Source organism: Paraburkholderia phenazinium, assembly GCF_900100735.1.
Taxonomy (GTDB): domain Bacteria; phylum Pseudomonadota; class Gammaproteobacteria; order Burkholderiales; family Burkholderiaceae; genus Paraburkholderia; species Paraburkholderia phenazinia.
Genome location: NZ_FNCJ01000016.1, coordinates 147,115 through 166,564, shown reverse-complemented (window position 1 = coordinate 166,564; position 19,450 = coordinate 147,115). Strand labels below are relative to the sequence as shown.

Here is a 19,450-nt window from a genome sequence, read left to right as displayed (position 1 = left end):
GGAGCTTCATTTGAAACATCTCATCGCAATCCTCAAGTTGGCCGCCGTTTGTGTGCTGGCAACGTCGGCCACGATCGCCGTCGCGGCGCAGGGTTCCTCCGGCGACGAGTTGCTGGGAGACGCCGAGCGCATATTCCAGCAGTTCGATTCGAACCACTATGCCGATGCCTGGCAGGATGCGGCGCCGTTCGTCAAGGCGAAAATTCCGCAGGACCAGTTCGTCAGCGAAACGAGCCAGTCCCGCCAGGCGCTTGGCGCCATTACCCGGCGCAGCTGGGCCTCGATCACGCGGATCCAGTACATCGGATCGGCCGCGCTTCCCGACGGGCTCTATGCGAATGTCGACTACGCGTCAGTACTCGCCAGCGGCCGCACGGTCTTCGAGTTGTTAAGCTTCCAGTTGGGAACCGACGGTCATTGGCACCTGACCGGCTATGTGCCGCGTCAGACCCAAGGAACGACAGCCGAGCACGCCGCCAAGCCATGAGTGGGCTGCGCATCGGCATTACCATTGGCTTGCACCACGCAGGCGAAACGTTGTGGAACAACGGCATCAAGCAGAATGCCGTGTTCCTTGCCGAAGCGCTGCGACATTGTCCGCAGGTATCCCACGTCGTGTTGGTCAATACGACGCAGGTGCCGGTTACTCCAGCCTTACCGTGGGATCTCGCCCGCTATCCCACGGTGAGTTTCGAGGCCGCAAAGGACGCTGTGGATGTGTTGATCGAACTCGGCGGCCAGATCGACGGCGCGCAGACCGATTACCTCAAGCAGCGTGGTGTGCGACTGGTCTCCTATTGCTGCGGATTCGAGTACATCCACGCAATGGAATCCGTGCTGTTTCGCAAACGACTTTGGGGCGAGCATCTGTTCGTCAACCAGCGCTACGACGATATCTGGATCATTCCGCAGGTTGCCAATATCAGCCGGTCCTACTTCGAGGTCTTGCGGCGTCAGACCGGTCGCATCGTCCCGTTCGTGTGGAGCCCGATGTTTCTCGACGAGCGCGTCGCAACGATTCCGCATGTCGGCGAATACCAGCCGCGGCCCGGTGCGAAGCGGCTGAGCGTGATGGAGCCGAACATCAATGTGGTGAAGTTCTGCCTATACCCGGTGCTGATCGCTGAACTGGCCTACCGCAAGCAGCCGGCGAGCATCGCCATTCTGCAGGTGACGAATGCAGACGCGATCGCCAAAGAAAGTCTCGAGTTCATCACGTTGATGAACCAGCTCGATCTTGTGAAGGAGCACAAGGCGGTATTCCTTGGTCGCCACGATACACCGACATTTCTGGCCGAACATACCGACATTGTCGTTTCGCACCAGACGGAGAATCCGCTCAACTACTTCTATCTGGAAGTGTGCTGGCAAGGTTACCCACTGGTACACAACGCATCGCTCTGTGCCGATCTTGGTTACTACTATCGCGACAACGACGCCGAAGAGGGCGCGCGACGTGTCATCGAGGCAATCGAAACGCACGATGCGCAGGCGTCCTGGTACCGAGAGCAGCAGCGCGCTCTGATCGGGCGCTACTCGCCGGACAACGGACCACTAGTGACGGAGTACGCCGCGCTACTCGACGAGTTGATGACCCGACCCATCCGCTAACCGAAGCGCTTTGCCCGTTTATCTAGAAAATTTGCATCGAAAGGCTTTATGAAAATTGCAGTTCTTGAGGACGAACCGGCTCAAGCGGAATTTATCTGCCGGGCACTGATCGCAGGCGGACACGAGTGTCAGGCGTTCTCGACCGGATTGGGGTTGCGGATCGAGCTAAAAAAACAGACCTTCGATTTGCTGGTTCTGGATTGGAACGTCCCCGACATGTCGGGCGAAAAGATTTTGCAGTGGGTGCGCGGCAGCATGCCCAACCGATTACCTGTTCTGTTTGTGACCAGCCGCGGAGGCGACGACGATATTAGCTCCATGCTCAACCAGGGGGCGGACGACTACATCGTCAAACCCGTGGCAGCGAGCGTGCTATTAGCGCGTGTCGATTCCTTGCTGCGTCGTACCTATCAGACGGATTCTTCAGTCCACCAGGAGATATACGGAGTCTATGAGTTCGCCCTGACGACGCAGCAGGTATGTATGAATGGTTCTTCCGTGAGGCTGACACCAAAAGAATACGAACTGGCTTTGCTGTTCTTCCGGAACATGGGCCGACCTCTTTCCCGAGCATACGTCTTTGAGCGGGTATGGAAGCAAACCACACAGGTCTCGTGCCGAACCATGGATGCTCACATCTCGATGATCCGGGCCAAGCTGAATTTGCGCCCAGAGCATGGTTATCGTCTGGCGCCGGTTTACGGCTATGGATACCGGCTTGATCTTTTACGAGGAGAGGTTCCGTAGCCGCATACGTCGGGTATCACGTGGCGTCTTGCCTCGTGCCTCTGGATTTCCTGCCATAGCAACCCAGGCGTCCTGGGCTCCCATCACGGCACGGTTGCCACCCCTTCGGATACGCAGGAGCCCCCCCAGATGGGGGGCTCTTTTGTCGCGCGCCAGCAGCTATTGTGAGTTCACGAAGTTCACAAAATAAATGCGAACGAAAGTGTTGAGAGAGCAAGTCTGACCATCGACCGGACATGAGTCATGCAGGGGGACTCCTGGCTGACACAGCGATTCTTAGGGTCGTAGTTCTACTCATGCACTTATTCTACTTTGGCTGTCAGGTGCTGCATTCGCCGCTTTGCTGACTAGAAAGAATGGGGGGGATATATGAATATTCTTTTGGTCGAGGATGACCCAGCGCAAGCTGCCGCTGTCGAAAGGGCCATGCAGCACTCTGTGCACAAGTTAAGCATGGTCGATCGTGGCGAGAGTGCCGTACGTTTTCTCAAGACGAACGAAGTCGATCTGGTGGTGCTTGACTGGCAATTGCCAGGCATGACAGGGTTCGACGTGTTGCACTGGATACGTGGCAATCTGGGTGCCGAACCGGCGGTCCTGTTTCTTACGAGCAGGGTGTTGGAGGTCGACATCGTGCAGGCGCTCGAGGCCGGTGCGGACGAATACATCATCAAGCCGTTTCGAACGGCCGAGTTACTTGCCCGGGTCGGCTCATTGCTGCGTCGCGTCAAGCGCAATGAGAAAAACGAAAATACGATAGCGGTTGGGCCCTATATTCTTGATACTGCACAGCGCAGTATCTCTCTTGATGGCAAAGCGGTTGAGCTAACCGCCAAGGAGTTTGACGTCGTTGCCTACCTCTTCGCCAACGTCGGGCGAGTGGTTTCCAGAGACCTGTTGGCGAAGCTTGCTTGGGGCCGCGAGCTGGACAGTACCTCTCGCACAGTCGATACACATATCTACCGGCTTCGGCGCAAACTGTCGCTACGTCCGGAGAACGGCGTGCGCCTCAGTACGGTCTATACCCACGGATACAGGCTAGACGAGGTGGCCCAGACTCATGCAAAAATGGGAGCGTCGGCGCATGCTGAGCCTGATGATCACGTTATGCAGGATCCTCAGCTTATGCCGTCGCCTTAGGGTGGTTCCACTATGGGTGGAACTACTTAGAGTAGTTCTACCTGGTGAGTGAGCGGACAAAGCGCTTGGTGGGAGTCTTGAGGCGCTACTCGACGAAGTTTGATCTGCGGGGCCGAAAACGACCGGCTTCAAATGTAAGCCGCTACACTTGGTTGCCTGGAAAACTCCTCGGATACCTCAGTGATACGACGCTGCGATAGGTGACTCATCCACTAGGCTGGGTCTTTATCGGTAGCGTCGATTACTTTTTGCTTTCCCCAAGAACGAGACAGCGAGCAGCACAATTTACCGTTCTGGTGGGCTGCCGTGTCTGCAGACGTATCTGGAATAGGAACGCGGATTGTTGGTATGGACGTGGTTCCTTTTGGCCGAGTACGATCACGGTTCAGTGTTGAGCAACAGAAGCGCCGAATGTGCGCGATAAAAACGCCCGCCGAGACACCTGGAGTCTCCTACGGGCGGTTGTCGTCGGGTGGGGTAGGGGAGGAGAAGGACCATGGAAGCATCTTCAGACCGTGGCGAGCGCGAATGGAGCGTGTCGCTGATTCAGACCAAGATGATCCCACCGCGTCTCCCACCGGGTTGCGTGCAACGGCACGCATTGCTCGAGCGGCTGCATGCGTGGCCGGCGCACGGTGTAACCGTCGTGACCGCCCCAGCGGGCTTCGGCAAGACAACCTTGCTTGCTGGATGGAGTGAAGCGCTGTCGGAGCAACAGCATCCGGTTGCATGGCTCAGCCTCGACGAGGAAGACGACGATCCGCAGCAGTTCGGTGCCTATCTGGTGGCGGCATTCTCACGGGCGTCGGAGGACGTCGCGTGGCACGCGCAGCAACTCCTCAATAACGATGCGATGGCCCCCATCAAAACTGTCATTTCAGTGCTCTTGAATGGGATCGCTGCATGCGGCCGGTGCGTTTTCCTCGTCCTGGATGACGCCGATCGCCTGACTGCGAAGCCTGTTCTTGCGATTGTGTCCCGTCTGCTGCGCTACGCCCCCGAAAACCTGCATGTACTGCTCGGAGCACGCGCTGAACCTGCCTTGACGCTCGGTCAGCTTAGGGCGCCAGGAAAGCTGACGCGAATCGATGCCGACGATCTCCGCTTTTCTATCGACGAAGCGCAGGCGTTCTTTGACCAGAAAGGTCGGGTGTTGCACGACCGAACCAGCGTCGAGCTGTTGAACGGAGCAACCGAAGGGTGGGTGGCGGGTTTGCAACTGGCTTCCCTTGCACTCACTCAGGTCGGCGATGCGACCAGGGTTGCCAGTAACCTTGCCGGCACCAGTTCCGGGATCGATCGTTACCTGAACGATACGGTGCTGGCGCAATTGCCGCCGCCTATGCTGAAGTTTTTGTTGTACACGTCGATTCTTGAGCGGCTCACCCCTGCCGTGTGCGACGCCATCATGGGCGCTGGAGGGGCAAGCGGTGCAAAGCTCGACTGGCTCGAACGGCATAACGTGTTCATCCGGCCACTTGATGAAAAACAGGACTGGTACCGCTATCACGCACTGCTGTCCGACGCGCTTCGGCGGCGTCTTGTCCGCCAGATGCCGCAACAGGTTCCAGTGTTGCATCGTCGTGCGTCCCAATGGTTTGCAGGAGCACGTCTGTGGCCCGAGGCAGTCAGGCATGCACTGGCAGCAGGCGACCTGCAGCAGGCTGCGCAGTGGGTCGAGAACTGTGCGATGGAAATGCTCGAACGTGGTGAGCCGCACACGTTGCTAGGGTGGATTCGCAAACTGCCACCGGATGTTATCCAGGGGCGGCTGCGCCTGCGTCTTGCGAAAGCATGGGCGCTTGTGTTCTCGCTTCAAACGACCAGTGTCCCGAGGGAATTCCGCGTTGTTACGGACGAAATTGGCCGGACGTGTCGCGATGATAGTGGCATGGTCGACGAAGCCGCACTGGCGGAGGTGAACGCTATAGGCGCACTGATTGCCGGTATTAGCGACGACAGCGAACGTGCGCTCGAACTCGGGTGTATCGCGGTGGCCTCGCGGGCGTCTACGGCGCCATGGGTAAAGCGCTACGCGCAAATAGCACAATTTTTTGGCTTGATGTATAGGGGAAACTTTGAGCAGATACGTCGCATATGGGACGTTGCAAAAGACCGCGTGGAACAGAGTCAGGGGCCGATCTACTCAGATATGCTGCGAAACTTTATGTACGGTCTTGCTGCACTAGTACATGGCGAGCTGCCTGAAGCAAGGCGAGTTTTCGAGGAGACGCTTCCGCGTGCCGAAAGCGCTCTAGGTCATTCTTCAATTTGTGCGGTGGGGCTGGCGGGTTGCCTTGCGTCGATCTACTACGAACGCAATGAGCTTACGCGAGCGCGGAAGTTGATCGCGGGCCGCACGACGATTGCATTGGAGGCTTCTACACTCGGTGCGTTGATCCGGCATGTGCTTACGGCGGCGCGCCTTCTATGGCGCGATGGAGAGACAGGTTCGGCGCTGGCTGTTCTCGAAGACGGTCGACAAGTCGCTGTATCCCGACACTGGCTACGTCTCAAGCTCGCGTGCGATGTTGAAACGGTAAGACTATTGCTTGTAGAGGGCTGCGTTGCCGAGGCCAGGCAGATCGCTGACGAACTGGGCGCGAGCGTGCCAATGATGTGCGAAGGGCGGATGGGGTCCGCTGTGGAAACCTGGACAAGCTACTGCCTCCTGCAGGCCCGCGTGCTGATTGCCGAGGAACTTGCCGATGAGGCGGTGACGCTCCTCGAACGTTCCCTGGATACGGTAGCCGCGATGGGCTGGCGTTGTTATGAGGTGGTTATTTCCGTACTGCTGGCCCTCGCGTTGGAACAATGCGGAGCGTCTGAACGGGCACTCATTACGCTCGGACGCGCGCTGAGCCTTGGCGAGGTGAGTGGCATGATTACCAGCTTCTTGGATGAAGGGCAGCCAGTGCGGGCGTTGCTGCAACGGTTTCGCCAGATCTCAGGGGACGTCTCCAACGTCGAAGCGGCCTATGTCGATCGATTGCTGGCAGCTTTCGACGGTGCTGGCGGTTCACCGGCTGCATCACCTACGCCTGTTGAGGCGCTGACGATGTCGTCGGACAAGCTAAGCGCGCGGGAGTTCGAGGTGCTTAACCACGTTGCCTGTGGTCTTTCGAATAAGGAAATCGGCCGCTCGTTGAAGCTGGCGCCTGAGACCGTCAAGTGGCATTTGAAAAAAATCTTCGAAAAGCTCAATGCAAGTTCGCGAATCGAAGCTGTGCAGAAAGCTCTTGGGGTCGGGGTTGGCGAGGACCGTGCTGCTATGTAGTGGCAATACGCAATGCAACCGGCGATGGCGCCAGTGTTACGCGGCCTCCCAACTTTTGACGCTCGATATGAGTTTTGCCACCACCGCGTCCCAATCGCCCATCGTGTCGGGCCTGAGCACCTTTAGCGACGGATACCACGGCGTGGTGCCGACGCTTTGCTCGTAACGCCAGTCGGCGCACCGTGCGTTGAGCAACAAATAGCCAGGCTTGTTGAGTGCGCCGGCAGCGTGAGATAGTACGCCGTCGTTGCCGACAAAGCCGTCCAGGCAATCGATGATGCCAATGGTTTGCGCAAGGCTAATGTGCGCCGGCAGGATCGTGCAGCGTTGTGGGTCTTTCGAGTACGAACCGTCTAGCCAACACGCTCGCTGGTATCCGCGTTGCATGATGACCCAATGAATGTCGTCCGAGGCATCCCATACGGGTGCGAGATGCTGGTGAAGAAGGCTCCTGCTCGCGTAAAGGTTGTTTGACTCACACGAGGACCAGAAAATGCCGACGCATCTTCTGCCTTGTGCTCGCTGGCGGATGTCGTTCAGTGTTTGCTCAACCTGATTGTCCGTACGCTGCGCGATATAGCGGTCCGTCGATCCATAGTTGAGAACGGGAAATAGCGACGCAAATAAAGCGAAGGGGTCGCTCCACATGGACGTATCGTTGCGCCCGCAAACGAAACCGGCCGCGACGAGTTGCTGCGCGAGCTGATGGCTGTGATCGTTGAGTTTGTAGTCACCCAGTATTCCATTGAGCCCAGCGGCCCAGCTGATTTCCACGCCAAGCGCCTGCAAGGCCTGCGCGTAGCGGGCCCATTGAATGAAATCGCCGAAACCGGACGAATGTCCCTCGATCGAGAGCCGCTTGGGCAGTTCACGCTGGCCACACCAGTAGCGCTCGACATTCAGCGTTGGCGAAAAATCGGCTACCGCCTGCCGGCTGCAATACGTCGAGCAGAACGCGCCGACCCCAGTGGCAATGCCCTGGCTACGCATCACACTGCGCGCGCGATATTGCTCGCTTCCGGGAGAGAGCGGCGTAACGGCGTCGCGCCGCACGCTCAGCACAGCGTCATCTTCGCCGAGATAGTGATAGCCGCACAGCCGCACATAGTAGGACGATGCAGCCGCAAGCTCAGGTTTGGATGCCAGCGTATCGAGTGCCGAAAGACCGATATCCGTCACACCGAGGTGCGCGCACACATCTGCCATGAAGTGGAAGTGCATGGCAAAAACGCCTGCCTCGCGCGTGAGCTTTGAGCCGACATCTAGCGCGTCCTGGAAGCGACCTGAGCGGTAATACATCTGGGCAAGCCAATACCAGTATTCTGCACTCCCCTTGTCCGACTCGTGTCGCGATGCGAGGAAGGCGCCGCATTCGTCGACACGACCACTAAGCAGAGCGAATTGAAGCTTGTCGTAGCTATCCACATTCATGCAGTTGATACCCCGGCATAGTAATAAAGGGTATCTTCTACCGTAGTGGTGCAGCTATATCGTGAACTATTGTGAACGATGTGCGTTTTTGCTGCTGATGGTTCCCTGCAATTGATCTTGCGACCTAATCCGTGAAAGTTCTGTAGAGGCTCTATGTGCGATGGCCCTCTGATCTAACGCGACGCGTCACAAAGGTTAACAACTTTAAAGACGCGCGCTGGTAGCCTCTCTGTAGACGGAATTCTTCAGGTTTGACTACCTATGCGGCTAGATGGCTATTACATTAATCTCGACCGGTCTGTTGAGCGTCGCCAACTTTTTGAGGAGCAGCTTGATAGCCTCGATCTGGCAGAGTGGATTCGCCGTTTCCCAGCTGTCGATGGTCACGTCGCTGGTCCGTACGAAGCAAAGCTGGACAATAACGTTTGGGCGTGCCGCCGATCGCACGAGTTGATCATCCAGCAGGCGGATCCAGAGACGGTAACGGCCATATTCGAGGACGATGCCGAGATCAGTCGATATTTTTCGTCCACCATTACCGAAAGTAACATGCAATCGTTCATCGAACGAACGCCAACCGCGGATATAGTATTTCTGGACTGTGCAATGTATTGGCTTAAAGCCCCGTTGCTACTTGCCGCCGCGGAAAGGCATTTGAACATAAACGACGTAGAACTAAATGGTGATGGTGGCAGCCGACAATTCTCAGGAGTGGACATACTCGATACGAAAGGAATCTATGCCTACTGCGCGGCAGCCTATCTTGTGACACCCCGCGGCAAACGAACGTTGTTGCGTCTGATCAACGATGTACGTGAGCAACCGGACGTACCGATTGACAGGTTATATCTTCGCTGGATCGAGACTGGTGAGCTGTCATGTAGCTTACTGGTTCCATTTCTCGCTACACCGCGCTTCGAGATGCCGTCGACCATTACATCGAACGAGAATCTATCGCAAACCGTCGATCCTGAAGAATATTTATGGGTCAATGTTCTGCGTCGTCTTCTATTTGCCGGGAATACTACGCTCGACTTACCCGCATTGGAGGCGCTCACAACCGTAAACGCCACGTCATCTGAATATCGACTCGGGATGCGAGTGTACGAGACGTTTAGGCAAGATTTCTGAGCTAGCAAATTACGAGTGTCGAAGCACTTCCGCGCCTCGACACCGGTATGGCTGTCTTCCGATGGCCTTGAGGTCTTAACCACAAAAGCTATGTCAACGTTTGTGAACTCCGGTTCAGACGGGACAGACGTGCGCCGTAAACCCGGATACGAATTCCAACGGGTAGAACGCACAAAGATGAAAATCAAGCTCAAGCTTCAGATTCTGATCGCCGTCACGCTACTTGTCATCGGGGGCAGCATCGCTGTGACTATCACGGCGCTCAACTCGATCCGCGCAGCTGAGAGCGCCTCGCATACGGCGGAAAAGGAGATTCGTGGTCTGACCGAGATCAAGGCCAGCGCGTTGTCGACGATCGAGCTCGATCCTACCTCCAGCGATACCGTGAAGGTGTTCAGCGACGCAGAGAAGAACATCGGCCAATGGTCGGCCATCGTGAGTCCACTGTTCACGACCCCCGACGCAATGCAAAAAATCCGGGCCATTGAATCCGGATGGAATGCGTATGACCAGAAGTCCCAGCAAACGATCAAGCTCGCGGCTCACGATGCGAAAGCGGCGAACGATCAGGTTACCGTGCTCTATCATTCGGATTTTCAGCCATTTCAGGCCTTGCTCGAGCAGTTCGTGAGCGAGACTGACCAGCAGGCGCGGCTTGCCGGCGATGAGGCGCAGCACGTCAGCGATAGCGCGGTCAGGACCGTCGTTGTCGTGATGACTCTGGCGCTCGTGCTGGTGGTCGCATGGATCCTGGCGCTCTCGCGCTCGATCCAGCGGGCGTTAGGGCATATCCAGAACACGCTGCAAGAGGTCAGCCAATCGCTCGATCTGGGCAAACGCGTTCCCGTACATAACATGGACGAAATCGGGCTTGCCGCGACCGCTTTCAATCATCTTATGGACCGTGTGGCGGATGTGATGACTTCGGTTCGCGAATCGACCGAATCGGTGAGCGTGGCATCAAAGCAGATTGCAGCCGGCAATATCGATCTTTCCTCACGCACCGAGGAGCAGGCGGCGTCGCTGGAGCAAACGGCGGCAAGCATGGAAGAGTTGACGGGCACGGTGCGCCAGAACGCGGAAAACGCACGTCAGGCGAGCGGCTTGGCTGCGAATGCATCGGAAATTGCCGGGCGCGGCAATCGGGTCGTGTCTGAGGCCGTGAGCACGATGGGCGGAATCAGGGAGAGTTCATCGAAGATCGCCGAGATCATCGGCATGATCGAAGGCATCGCGTTTCAGACCAATATTCTCGCGCTCAATGCCGCGGTCGAAGCGGCGCGAGCCGGCGAGGAGGGGCGGGGCTTCGCGGTGGTCGCGGGTGAGGTGCGCGCGCTTGCGCAGCGCACATCGGCGGCAGCGAAGGACGTCAAGAGCCTGATCGATACTTCGGTTTCACGCATCGGCGTAGGCACGGCACTGGTCGATCAGGCCGGCGCAACGATGGAAGAGATCATCTCCGCGGTGTCGCGTGTCACGGACATCATGGGTGAGATTGCCGCGGCCTCGGACGAGCAAAGCAAGGGTATCGAACAGGTCGGTCAGGCCATGACGCAGATGGACGAGGTGACGCAACAGAACGCCGCGCTGGTCGAGCAGGCTGCTGCGGCCGCCCAGTCGCTGGACGATCAGGCGGGGAAGCTGAAAGCCGCGGTCGGTACGTTCAGGCTGCAGGACAGCCGTCGCGCGAACGCGACCCAATCGCTTCCCCTCAGCAGGCGGCGAGGACTCGGATGGAGCCTGGCATGAAAGGAATGGGCAGACCGCGATTTGCGGCGCGACGCGTTGCGGTCATCAGAGGATCATGACGCGGCATTTTTATGAAAAAATGAAATTGAGCTGGAAGCTGGGCGCAACGATCGCAATACTGTGGATAGGGCTGATTGCCGTCGGTGTGCCAGGGGCACTGTGCGCACGCTTGCTCAACGGTCCGCTAGCGCTGCCATGGAGATCAAGCAATTAATCGAAACCTCAATGCGCGCAGGTAAATGAATTGCGAGAGGCCGTCAACACCTTTTCGTTGCCCGAACGATTGCCGGATTCGCCCCCGCAGCGCTGGAAATAGCCCACAACCGCAACCGCGGCGCGTCTCATTTCTGAAACATCTCTTGCGCTCTCAGACGCGCTCACGGACCTCCACCGAGATCTCACCTGCCTGTTACGAGTGAGCGCGCCGGGCTGGCCGCGCTCGATGTTTCCCCGGAAGCAGTTCCCAGTCTCAAGACTGCAACACTTTGTCCAGCAAAGCGGGCTTACGACAAAGTAAGGGCAAGCGAAAGCCTGCTCACCCGCGCTGTTTCAACACTGGCCCGTTTTTCGCATGTCGTATCCGTGTGAATTCACGGGGGAATTCACATGGCCGCATTTTCCTTGGCGGAATCGGCGGCTGGGTGGTCAAGATTCGCCCGCAAACTGGGCAGCGGCCACGATTGATCGTCGAACCAACACGCTGAGCCTTTTGCCCCGCGACACGCCGCAGTCATTCAGTGTTCCGGAGGTGTTCATGTACGTGTTTCAGACCACACGCAGATCAATCGAAGACGTGGCTGCACAGGCAGAAAGACTGCTGCGTGTGCTCTTCGTCATCGTTGTTGTCAGCGCGGGCGCGGTGTTCTGGCTGGCGCCGCATCCCCCGATGGACGACTTGCCCCAGCACGTGGCGCAAGTTGCGGTGCTGCATGATCTGGTGTTGGGGGTATCGCCCTGGCGTGATCTGTTGCGCCTCAATCTGTTCACCCCGTACGTAACCGGTTATGCGCTGGCAACCGCATTGTCGTTCGTGATGCCGGCGACGGCGGCAGTGAAGCTCGTGCTGACGCTCGCGTACTACGGCTTTGTGACGTCGTGTGTGCTGCTGCGCAAACGAATCGGTGGCGAGGCGCGCCTAGACTGGCTGTTCCTGCCGGCCTTCTTCGGATTCGCCTACGAATACGGTTTCTTCACGTTCCTGGTCGCCGCACCGCTGGGCGTGTTGTTTCTGTTAGTGGCGCTCCGGTACGCCGATCAGCCAACCACGCGACGCGGGACAGCATTGCTGGCTGCGGGAGTGGGGATGTTCTTTTCGCATGGTCTGGTGTTCCTGTTTGTCAGTGCGATAGGTATGGCATTTCATTTCACCACCTTGCGACGGAGGACAGCGCGTGCGATAGCGGCACTATGGCCCTACGTTTCGCTAGGTGTGCTGTGCGTTGTTTATGCGTGGCTTCATCGCAATGTCGACCTGACATCGATGTATCCATTCGGTATCCAATGGGGCAAGGTATGGCTTCGTCCGTTGACGCTTCTCGTCTTCCCTTGGGGTATCTACCCGGATATCGGATCGTCTCTTCAGGCTAGCATCGTCCTGCTGGCCGCGCCCTTGATGCTGAATCTGCGCGTGAACCGAACTCCGGCCGCGCTGACGCCAATGGCGGTCACCGTCGTCGTGTGGCTGGGTTTGCCGAGCCTTGGAATGAACACGTTTTACGTGTTCCAGCGTTTCGGTCTTTTTATCTTCCCGTTTTACGCGCTGATGTTCTGTCGCGCAGACGCCGCGATCGCGAGTCATGGGTTCTCACAGGGACGCGCTGCAGCCGGGCAGGCGTTGCTTGCATTGGTGTGCATCGCTTTTGTGGGCATACAGGCAAAGGAAACCTTAGACTTCGCGGCGGAAAGCGCAGACTTCGAGAGCGTGATGGACGCCACCGAACCGGCGCAAAGGGCGCTCACACTGATCATCGACAAAGGCAGCCCTGCAGCAGGCAACCCGGTTGCCTACGACAATTTCCCTGCGTGGTATCAGGCTGAGCGGCAAGGGCTGACCGACCTCAACTTTGCGTGGTTTCCAGCGCTCATAGTCCGCTATCGCCTTGACCGGCTACCCGCGGTTCACCCTTCGGACTATGGGGCGACGCCGTTTTATGAAACGTTCGACTGGACAAAGAACCAGGCGCAAATCTATCGGTACTTCTTTGTGCGCCACACGGCACCCGTGCCGCCGGCGCTGTTCAACAACGATCACTGCAAGGTTACCTTGCTGAAAGCGGAGGGCCATTGGGCGGTGTACGAAAGGCACGCGTGTCATTAGTCAGTGGCTTGGCGCTCGTACCTGGCCCCGTAGGGAGGCCCCGGTTTTAGTGGAGGGTGTCCCCGTCCGTATTCGCAGTCTGGACGCATCCATACTTTCCCTGGGCCTGCTGGTTGCCGCCAAAATCAGTGGTATCGTTCCCAAATACCATTGCCCAAGGCATCGAAGCAACGATGGAGACCGTTCCCGGTCGCAGGCCGACCATCATCGACGTGGCGAAACGCGCAGGCGTTTCCAAGAGCACCGCCGCTCGCGTGCTGGCGGGTGCGCCGAACATTTCCGATTCGGCACGAGAACAGGTGCTGCGCGCAGCGGATGCACTCGGCTACACCCGCAATGCCCTGGCAGTCAGCATGCGTTCGGGACGCAGCGGCATGCTGGGCCTTGTCTTGCCCGATATCGCCAACCCCTTCTGGGGGGAGGTGGCGCGTGGCGCGCAGGACCGTGCGGCTGAGGCAGGCACCTCGATCCTGATTTTTTCGTCGGACTGGTGCGCGCAAAAGGAGGCGATGCACCTGCGCACGCTGATGCGCGCGCGCGTCGACGGCGCGATTGTCAGTTCGATTTCGGACGATCTGGGCGATCTCGATCGTTTCGGGCTGCCTTGCATTCTGATTGGCTCGAGCGCCGAGCGGTTTACAGATAGCTGTTCGGTCGGCTCCGATGTCGCGCAGGGCGTGCGGCTCGGTATGGAGCATCTGCGTTCCATGGGCCATCAACGTCCCGCGCTGATTGTCGGGCAGCAAACGCGACGGCTTGCCCGCGCGCGTTTCCTGCGCGCGGTACATGAACATTGCGTCGAGCACGACATCGATCCAGTCGTGTTGCCGGTAGAGAGCGCTGACTACACGGTCGAAGGTGGCCGGCTCGCCATGCAGCGCCTGCTTGCGCACAAATGCGGCCACTTGTGTGTATTCGCCGCCAACGACCTGATGGCGATCGGCGCGATGAGCGCGGTGCGCGAGGCGGGTTTGCGCTGCCCCGACGATGTATCGATTCTCGGCTTCGACGGCATTCAGGCGGGCGCGTTCGCGTGGCCCGGGCTGACCACGATCGAGAAACCTGCTCGACAGATTGGAGCACAGGCGGTGGCGTGGTTGCTCGACGGCAGCACCGCCGCGATCCCGGGCGCGCGTGCAGAACTACCATGCAGGCTGATCGAACGAGGATCGCTCGCCAACCTGTGCAGTGTCCACAAGCTGAGCCGCGCCGACCGGGAAGTCGTCTGAAGTACCCAAAATTCCCCGGGCGCTTTTTTTTGCACGTGATATGGGAACGTTCCCAGATGGAAAATGGAACCTCTGGAAACGCCGGAGGAGAGTGAATCCATGTTGACTGTTCACGGTGGGGGCGAGGTGTCCGGTGGCTCGTACCGCCGGCCGATGACCATCATCGGGATGCTGTACTTCGTAACTGGGGCGATCAGTTGGCTCAATGGTCCGTTGACGGTCTTCGTCAAACTGGCGTTCCGGCTCGATGACGCCCAGGCACTTCTGGTCACGGTCGTCTTCTACGTTCCGTATTTCGTCTTCGCGTTGCCGTACGCCTCGGTGCTGAGGCGGATCGGCATGAAACGAGGCATGGCGGCGGGCCTTGGGGTAATGTCGATTGGTGCGCTGCTGTTTAGCCAGTTCGTCGGCCTGCACAGTTATCCCGGTGTACTCAGCAGCCTGCTGGTGGTCGGCACGGGTCTGTCTTTGATGCAGGCTGCATACAATCCGTACGTCAGCGTTCTGGGACCCATCGACAGTGCCGCCCGGCGCGTGGCTGCCATGGGCATCTGCAACAAGACGGCCGGCATCCTGGCGCCGTATGCGTTCGCCGCCCTGGTCATGGGCGGGGTCGGTGAGTTCGTCAAACGGGTCAAAGCTGCGCCGACGCCCGCTGCTGCACAGGCGCTGCTCAACGACTTTGCCGCGCGCTTGCATTGGCCGTATCTCATGCTGTCGGTGGTGCTGGTCGTCATGGCAGTCTTCGTTGCACGTTCGTCCTTGCCGGACATCAAGCCTTCGACCGCTAACGCCACCATGCGCAATGGCGAAACCGGCGGAAGCATATTTGCATTCCCCCATCTTTGGCTCGGTGTCTTGTGCATTTTTACGTACATAGGCGCAGAGGTACTGGCCGGAGATGCGATCGGCCTCTATGGTCAAAACCTGAATCTGCCACTCGACGAGACCAGGCACTTCACGTCCTACACCCTGTTCGCCATGCTGGTCGGCTATCTGGTCGGCCTGTCGGTGGTTCCGCGCGTCGTATCGCAACAGCGCTATCTGGTCATCTCGGCGCTCCTTGCCGTGTTGCTTAGCGTCGGCGCCTATGCTTCGCAAGGCTACGCCGCGATTGCACTCATCGCCGCGCTCGGTTTCGCTCACGCAATGATGTGGCCGGCCATCTTCCCGCTCGCGATCAGGGGCCTTGGCCGATTCACCGAAACAGGCTCGGCGCTCCTGATCATGGGTATCGTCGGCGGCGCCGTCATGCCCCAGCTCTTTGCGCACCTGAAGCGGCTGTACGACTTCCAGTTGGTGTACATGGTGCTGACCGTCTCCTGCTACCTGTACATCATGTACTACGGCTTGCGCGGTCATGCGGTCGGCACACGCTTGTCAAGCATTACGGCGTCGTCGCTATCGCAACCCGAAGCGGCAGGAAATTCGCGAGCGCTACGGCCGGGTTGGCTCGCTCGACACGGAATGGCATCGCATCGCCGAAGAGGAAATCGCCCGTAAGGGACGGGTACGCGGGCGCGGTATCGTCACGGATGACACGCTGATGGTGCTTTGCCCGATGGCGGTCTACAACGAAACCGGCCGGCACCTCGACGCATGGGATATGGCGAGCGGGATGGTGCGCCAGATTGCCTGGACGCCGCGCTGGGTGCCCGAACTGCAGCGCGAAACGATGCTGCTCGAGCGGCTGTTCTACCCGGAAAAATGGATTTTCCATCGTCATCAACTGACATCCTGCGACCCGCGTCAGGGCGGTATCGGCAACATGGTCAATTGCGGAGCGGCCATGTATATCGCGCCGGTCGGCGCGGTCAACGCGGGCGATCCGCACGGGGCTTATGAATAGGCGATCGCCTTTGCCAGCGGCTATCAGGAAAGCTACGGACTGGAAGCGGCAGGGTGCTCGCAGGCGTCATTGCTGCTGCCTTCATACCTGGAACGACCATTGAGGCAGTGGTCGAGGCAGCGCTCAGCGTAGCGAAGGACGGCACGCGGGATGCCATTGCGGCGATCGCCGACGTCGCCGCCGGTTTGCGCGGCGAAAGTTACGACAGAGTCGTTGCCGAATTTCATCGGGTCATCGCGCGCTTTTCCCCAATAGGTGACGACGTACAACACACCGAGGGGAAGGCAGGCGTGGCGACCGATGCCTATCGACTGTCGCGGCGCTTCTCGATCGAGGAATTGCCCTTGGCGCTTGGGTTCGCGCTGTTGAGCGAGGGCGACTTCGATCGTGCGATCGAAGATGGCATCGATTCCGGACGCGACACCGACTCGATCGGCGTGATGATCGGCGCCGTGCTCGGGGCGATGCACGGGAGCGGTGTGATAGATGCGCGTGTTTGCGACAAGCTCGATCAAACGAACCAGGTCGATCTGTTAGGCGCTGCAGATTGCTTCACGCAGACGGTGCGTGCCATCCATCGCGCAGATGGCGCCCGCGACGCGATCAAGCGCTGGGTGCGCGACGAATTGACGGCTGCTGCTTAGCGGCCCAGAGACTTCATCAACCGGCTATGACCAAAATCCGCTCTACGGTCATAGCCAGTCGGGTGCGTATGTGGGTATCCAGCACTCGTTCCAGGAAATACGACAGGCCTGGATAACCCGCACAGCCCCGCGGCGGTGCGCTTAGTTTACTCACCCCGAAACAGCTCACGCGCCAGCGAGCAAAGCAACGTGGTAGTCGGCGATTCGTCCTGCAGGCGACGACTCATGATGATCGGCGACACGGCATTGGCTCCAGGAATCTCCCGGTACACGACCCCATGCGCGCGCAACCCCTCCACGCTTTCCGGCACCAGACACACGCCGACCTGAGCCGCGACCAGCCCCAACGCGGTTTGCAATTCCCGCACTTCGTGAATCGCCTTCAGCTCCAGCGCGTGGTCATGCATGGCCGATAGCTGCTGGTCCGCATAGCTGGGCCGTGGCGTGCTCGGATAGACGATCAAGGTTTCCTGTGCGAGCGCGGCGAGCGTCAGCGGCTTCTTTTGCCGCGCCAGCGGATGATCCTGCGGCAGCGCGGCAATCATCCGTTCTTCGACGAGTACTTCGCGCGCCAGTTGCGCATCGTCGAAGCGCAGGCGGCCGAAACCCACGTCGATACGACCGCCTTTGAGCGCACCCAGTTGCTCGATGGTGAACATTTCGATCAGCGAAAGTTCGATATGCGGCGCCGCTTCGCGGAACGCGCGGATCACCGCAGGCAGTGCGCCATACAACGTCGACGGCACGAAGCCGATCACGATGCGCTCGGCCAGTTGCGCAAGACGCCGCGTGAGCGGTGCGAGTTCGTCGGCTTCGTCGATCAGACGCTTCGCCTGCGCATAGAAGATGCGGCCGGCCTCGGTCAGGCGTAACGGCCGCGAGCCGCGTTCGAACAGCGCGAGGCCCACGCTTTCCTCGACCTGCTGGATCTGCCGGCTCAGCGGCGGCTGCGTCATATGCAGCCGATCGGCGGCCCGCGTGATGTTCATTTCTTCCGCGACCGCAACGAAGTAGCGCAGTTGGCGAAGTTCCATGCATACCTCTAAGGTATGGAAGTAGTCGGAATGGGTGTTGGACTGCTTGCCGGGTTTGTTCCTAAGATGGTGACCTCAGCAAAGCAGTTCAGGAGTGCAACGAATGATAGCAACACCCGTCAGGATTGAGAGCGTGGAGACGATCCTTGTCGACGTCCCCACGATCCGTCCGCACCGGCTCTCGGTCGCCACGATGAACTGCCAGACGCTCGTGCTGGTGCGCGTTCGCTGCGCCGACGGGGTGGTCGGCGTGGGCGAGGGCACCACCATTGGTGGTCTTGCATACGGCGAGGAGAGCCCGGAAAGTATCAAGGTCAACATCGACACCTACTTCGCCCCCTTGCTCGAAGGGATGGACGCGACCCGTCCGGGCGCCGCCATGGGGAAGCTGCGTGCGTCGTTTCAGGGCAACCGCTTCGCCAAATCCGCGGTTGAAACGGCGTTGTTCGACGGGCAGGCGCAGCGCCTTGGCGTGCCGCTGTCCGAGTTGTTCGGCGGCCGGGTGCGCGATAGCGTCGAGGTGGCCTGGACGCTTGCGAGCGGCGACACCCAGCGCGATATCGAGGAAGCCGAGCGCGTCTTCGAAGCGAAACGCCATCGCGTGTTCAAGCTGAAGATCGGCTCGCGCGCGGTAGCCGACGACGTTGCGCACGTGGTGGCGATCAAACGGGCACTCGAAGGACGCGGTGAAGTACGCGTCGACGTCAATCAGGCCTGGACCGAATCGGAAGCGATCTGGGCCGTCAAACGTTTCGCTGAAGCCGGCGTCACACTCGTCGAACAGCCGATTGCCGCGGAGAATCGCGCCGGTCTCAAACGTCTGACGGATCTGGCGCAGGTGCCGATCATGGCCGATGAAGCGTTGCACGGTCCCGCCGATGCGTTTGCCCTTGCCAGCATGCGTGCCGCCGACGTCTTCGCGGTGAAGATCGCCCAATCGGGCGGCCTCGCCGGCGCTGCGCAGGTGGCCGCGATTGCTCGCGCCGCGAATCTCGACCTGTACGGCGGCACGATGCTCGACGGCGCGGTGGGCACGATTGCCTCGGCGCAACTCTTCAGCACCTTCGACGAACTGAAGTGGGGCACTGAACTGTTCGGACCGTTGTTGTTGACCGAAGAGATTCTCACCGAACCGCTGCGCTACGAGAATTTTGCCTTGCAGCTTCCACAAGGACCGGGCCTCGGCCTCACGCTCGACTGGAGCAAGATCGACCGTTTGCGGCGCGATACGCGCAAAGGCGCAAGCATCACCACGAGCTGACGGATCGTCAGTTCGTTATCCATATCATTA

Annotated in this window: 15 protein-coding genes; 13 read left to right on the top strand and 2 right to left on the bottom strand. The window is 59.1% G+C overall.

Annotated elements, in window-relative coordinates:
* Positions 1–10: 10 nt before the first annotated feature.
* The 5 genes from BLQ92_RS29180 (at position 11) to BLQ92_RS29160 (ending at position 6,775) form a co-directional block, all read left to right on the top strand.
* Positions 11–487, top strand: a complete 477-nt coding sequence (locus BLQ92_RS29180; RefSeq protein WP_244896679.1) for a DUF4019 domain-containing protein — start codon at positions 11–13, stop codon at positions 485–487.
* Positions 484–1,611, top strand: coding sequence for a DUF2827 domain-containing protein (locus tag BLQ92_RS29175; RefSeq protein ID WP_090690056.1), 1,128 nt, complete (start codon positions 484–486; stop codon positions 1,609–1,611). Before BLQ92_RS29180 ends, BLQ92_RS29175 begins: the two co-directional genes overlap by 4 nt.
* A 48-nt stretch (positions 1,612–1,659) precedes the next feature.
* On the top strand, positions 1,660–2,358 hold the full coding sequence (locus BLQ92_RS29170; protein ID WP_090690052.1) for a response regulator transcription factor: 699 nt from the start codon (positions 1,660–1,662) through the stop codon (positions 2,356–2,358).
* Positions 2,359–2,727: 369 nt separating this feature from the next.
* On the top strand, positions 2,728–3,498 hold the full coding sequence (locus BLQ92_RS29165; RefSeq protein WP_090690049.1) for a response regulator transcription factor: 771 nt from the start codon (positions 2,728–2,730) through the stop codon (positions 3,496–3,498).
* Between the two features lie 496 nt (positions 3,499–3,994).
* On the top strand, positions 3,995–6,775 hold the full coding sequence (locus BLQ92_RS29160; protein WP_090690046.1) for a winged helix-turn-helix domain-containing protein: 2,781 nt from the start codon (positions 3,995–3,997) through the stop codon (positions 6,773–6,775).
* 36 nt (positions 6,776–6,811) lie between these two features.
* On the opposite strand, the gene BLQ92_RS29155 is transcribed toward BLQ92_RS29160, so the two are convergent.
* Entirely contained in the window at positions 6,812–8,206 is a 1,395-nt protein-coding gene (locus BLQ92_RS29155; protein ID WP_090690043.1) for a tetratricopeptide repeat protein, read from the bottom strand.
* 261 nt (positions 8,207–8,467) lie between these two features.
* Here BLQ92_RS29155 and BLQ92_RS29150 point away from each other — a divergent pair, with 261 nt between their 5' ends.
* The 7 genes from BLQ92_RS29150 to BLQ92_RS41160 all read left to right on the top strand — a co-directional run bounded on the left by BLQ92_RS29150 (position 8,468) and on the right by BLQ92_RS41160 (position 17,125).
* On the top strand, positions 8,468–9,337 hold the full coding sequence (locus BLQ92_RS29150; RefSeq protein ID WP_090690039.1) for a glycosyltransferase family 25 protein: 870 nt from the start codon (positions 8,468–8,470) through the stop codon (positions 9,335–9,337).
* A gap of 177 nt (positions 9,338–9,514) precedes the next feature.
* Positions 9,515–11,086, top strand: coding sequence for a methyl-accepting chemotaxis protein (locus BLQ92_RS29145; RefSeq protein WP_090690035.1), 1,572 nt, complete (start codon positions 9,515–9,517; stop codon positions 11,084–11,086).
* A 754-nt stretch (positions 11,087–11,840) separates the two neighbouring features.
* Positions 11,841–13,403, top strand: a complete 1,563-nt coding sequence (locus tag BLQ92_RS29140) for a hypothetical protein (protein WP_090690031.1) — start codon at positions 11,841–11,843, stop codon at positions 13,401–13,403.
* 173 nt (positions 13,404–13,576) lie between these two features.
* Positions 13,577–14,632, top strand: coding sequence for a LacI family DNA-binding transcriptional regulator (locus tag BLQ92_RS29135; RefSeq protein WP_090690027.1), 1,056 nt, complete (start codon positions 13,577–13,579; stop codon positions 14,630–14,632).
* A gap of 99 nt (positions 14,633–14,731) precedes the next feature.
* Positions 14,732–16,135, top strand: coding sequence for a sugar MFS transporter (locus BLQ92_RS29130; protein WP_090690128.1), 1,404 nt, complete (start codon positions 14,732–14,734; stop codon positions 16,133–16,135).
* Positions 16,059–16,481, top strand: coding sequence for an ADP-ribosylglycohydrolase family protein (locus BLQ92_RS41165; protein ID WP_280517453.1), 423 nt, complete (start codon positions 16,059–16,061; stop codon positions 16,479–16,481). Before BLQ92_RS29130 ends, BLQ92_RS41165 begins: the two co-directional genes overlap by 77 nt.
* A 53-nt stretch (positions 16,482–16,534) precedes the next feature.
* Positions 16,535–17,125, top strand: a complete 591-nt coding sequence (locus tag BLQ92_RS41160; protein ID WP_176860779.1) for an ADP-ribosylglycohydrolase family protein — start codon at positions 16,535–16,537, stop codon at positions 17,123–17,125.
* A gap of 146 nt (positions 17,126–17,271) precedes the next feature.
* Here BLQ92_RS41160 and BLQ92_RS29120 read toward each other — a convergent pair whose 3' ends face one another.
* Positions 17,272–18,159, bottom strand: a complete 888-nt coding sequence (locus BLQ92_RS29120; RefSeq protein ID WP_090690024.1) for a LysR family transcriptional regulator — start codon at positions 18,157–18,159, stop codon at positions 17,272–17,274.
* 103 nt (positions 18,160–18,262) lie between these two features.
* Here BLQ92_RS29120 and BLQ92_RS29115 point away from each other — a divergent pair, with 103 nt between their 5' ends.
* A complete protein-coding gene (locus BLQ92_RS29115; RefSeq protein ID WP_090690021.1) occupies positions 18,263–19,420 on the top strand; it encodes a muconate/chloromuconate family cycloisomerase in 1,158 nt (385 codons plus the stop codon).
* Positions 19,421–19,450: the final 30 nt, after the last annotated feature.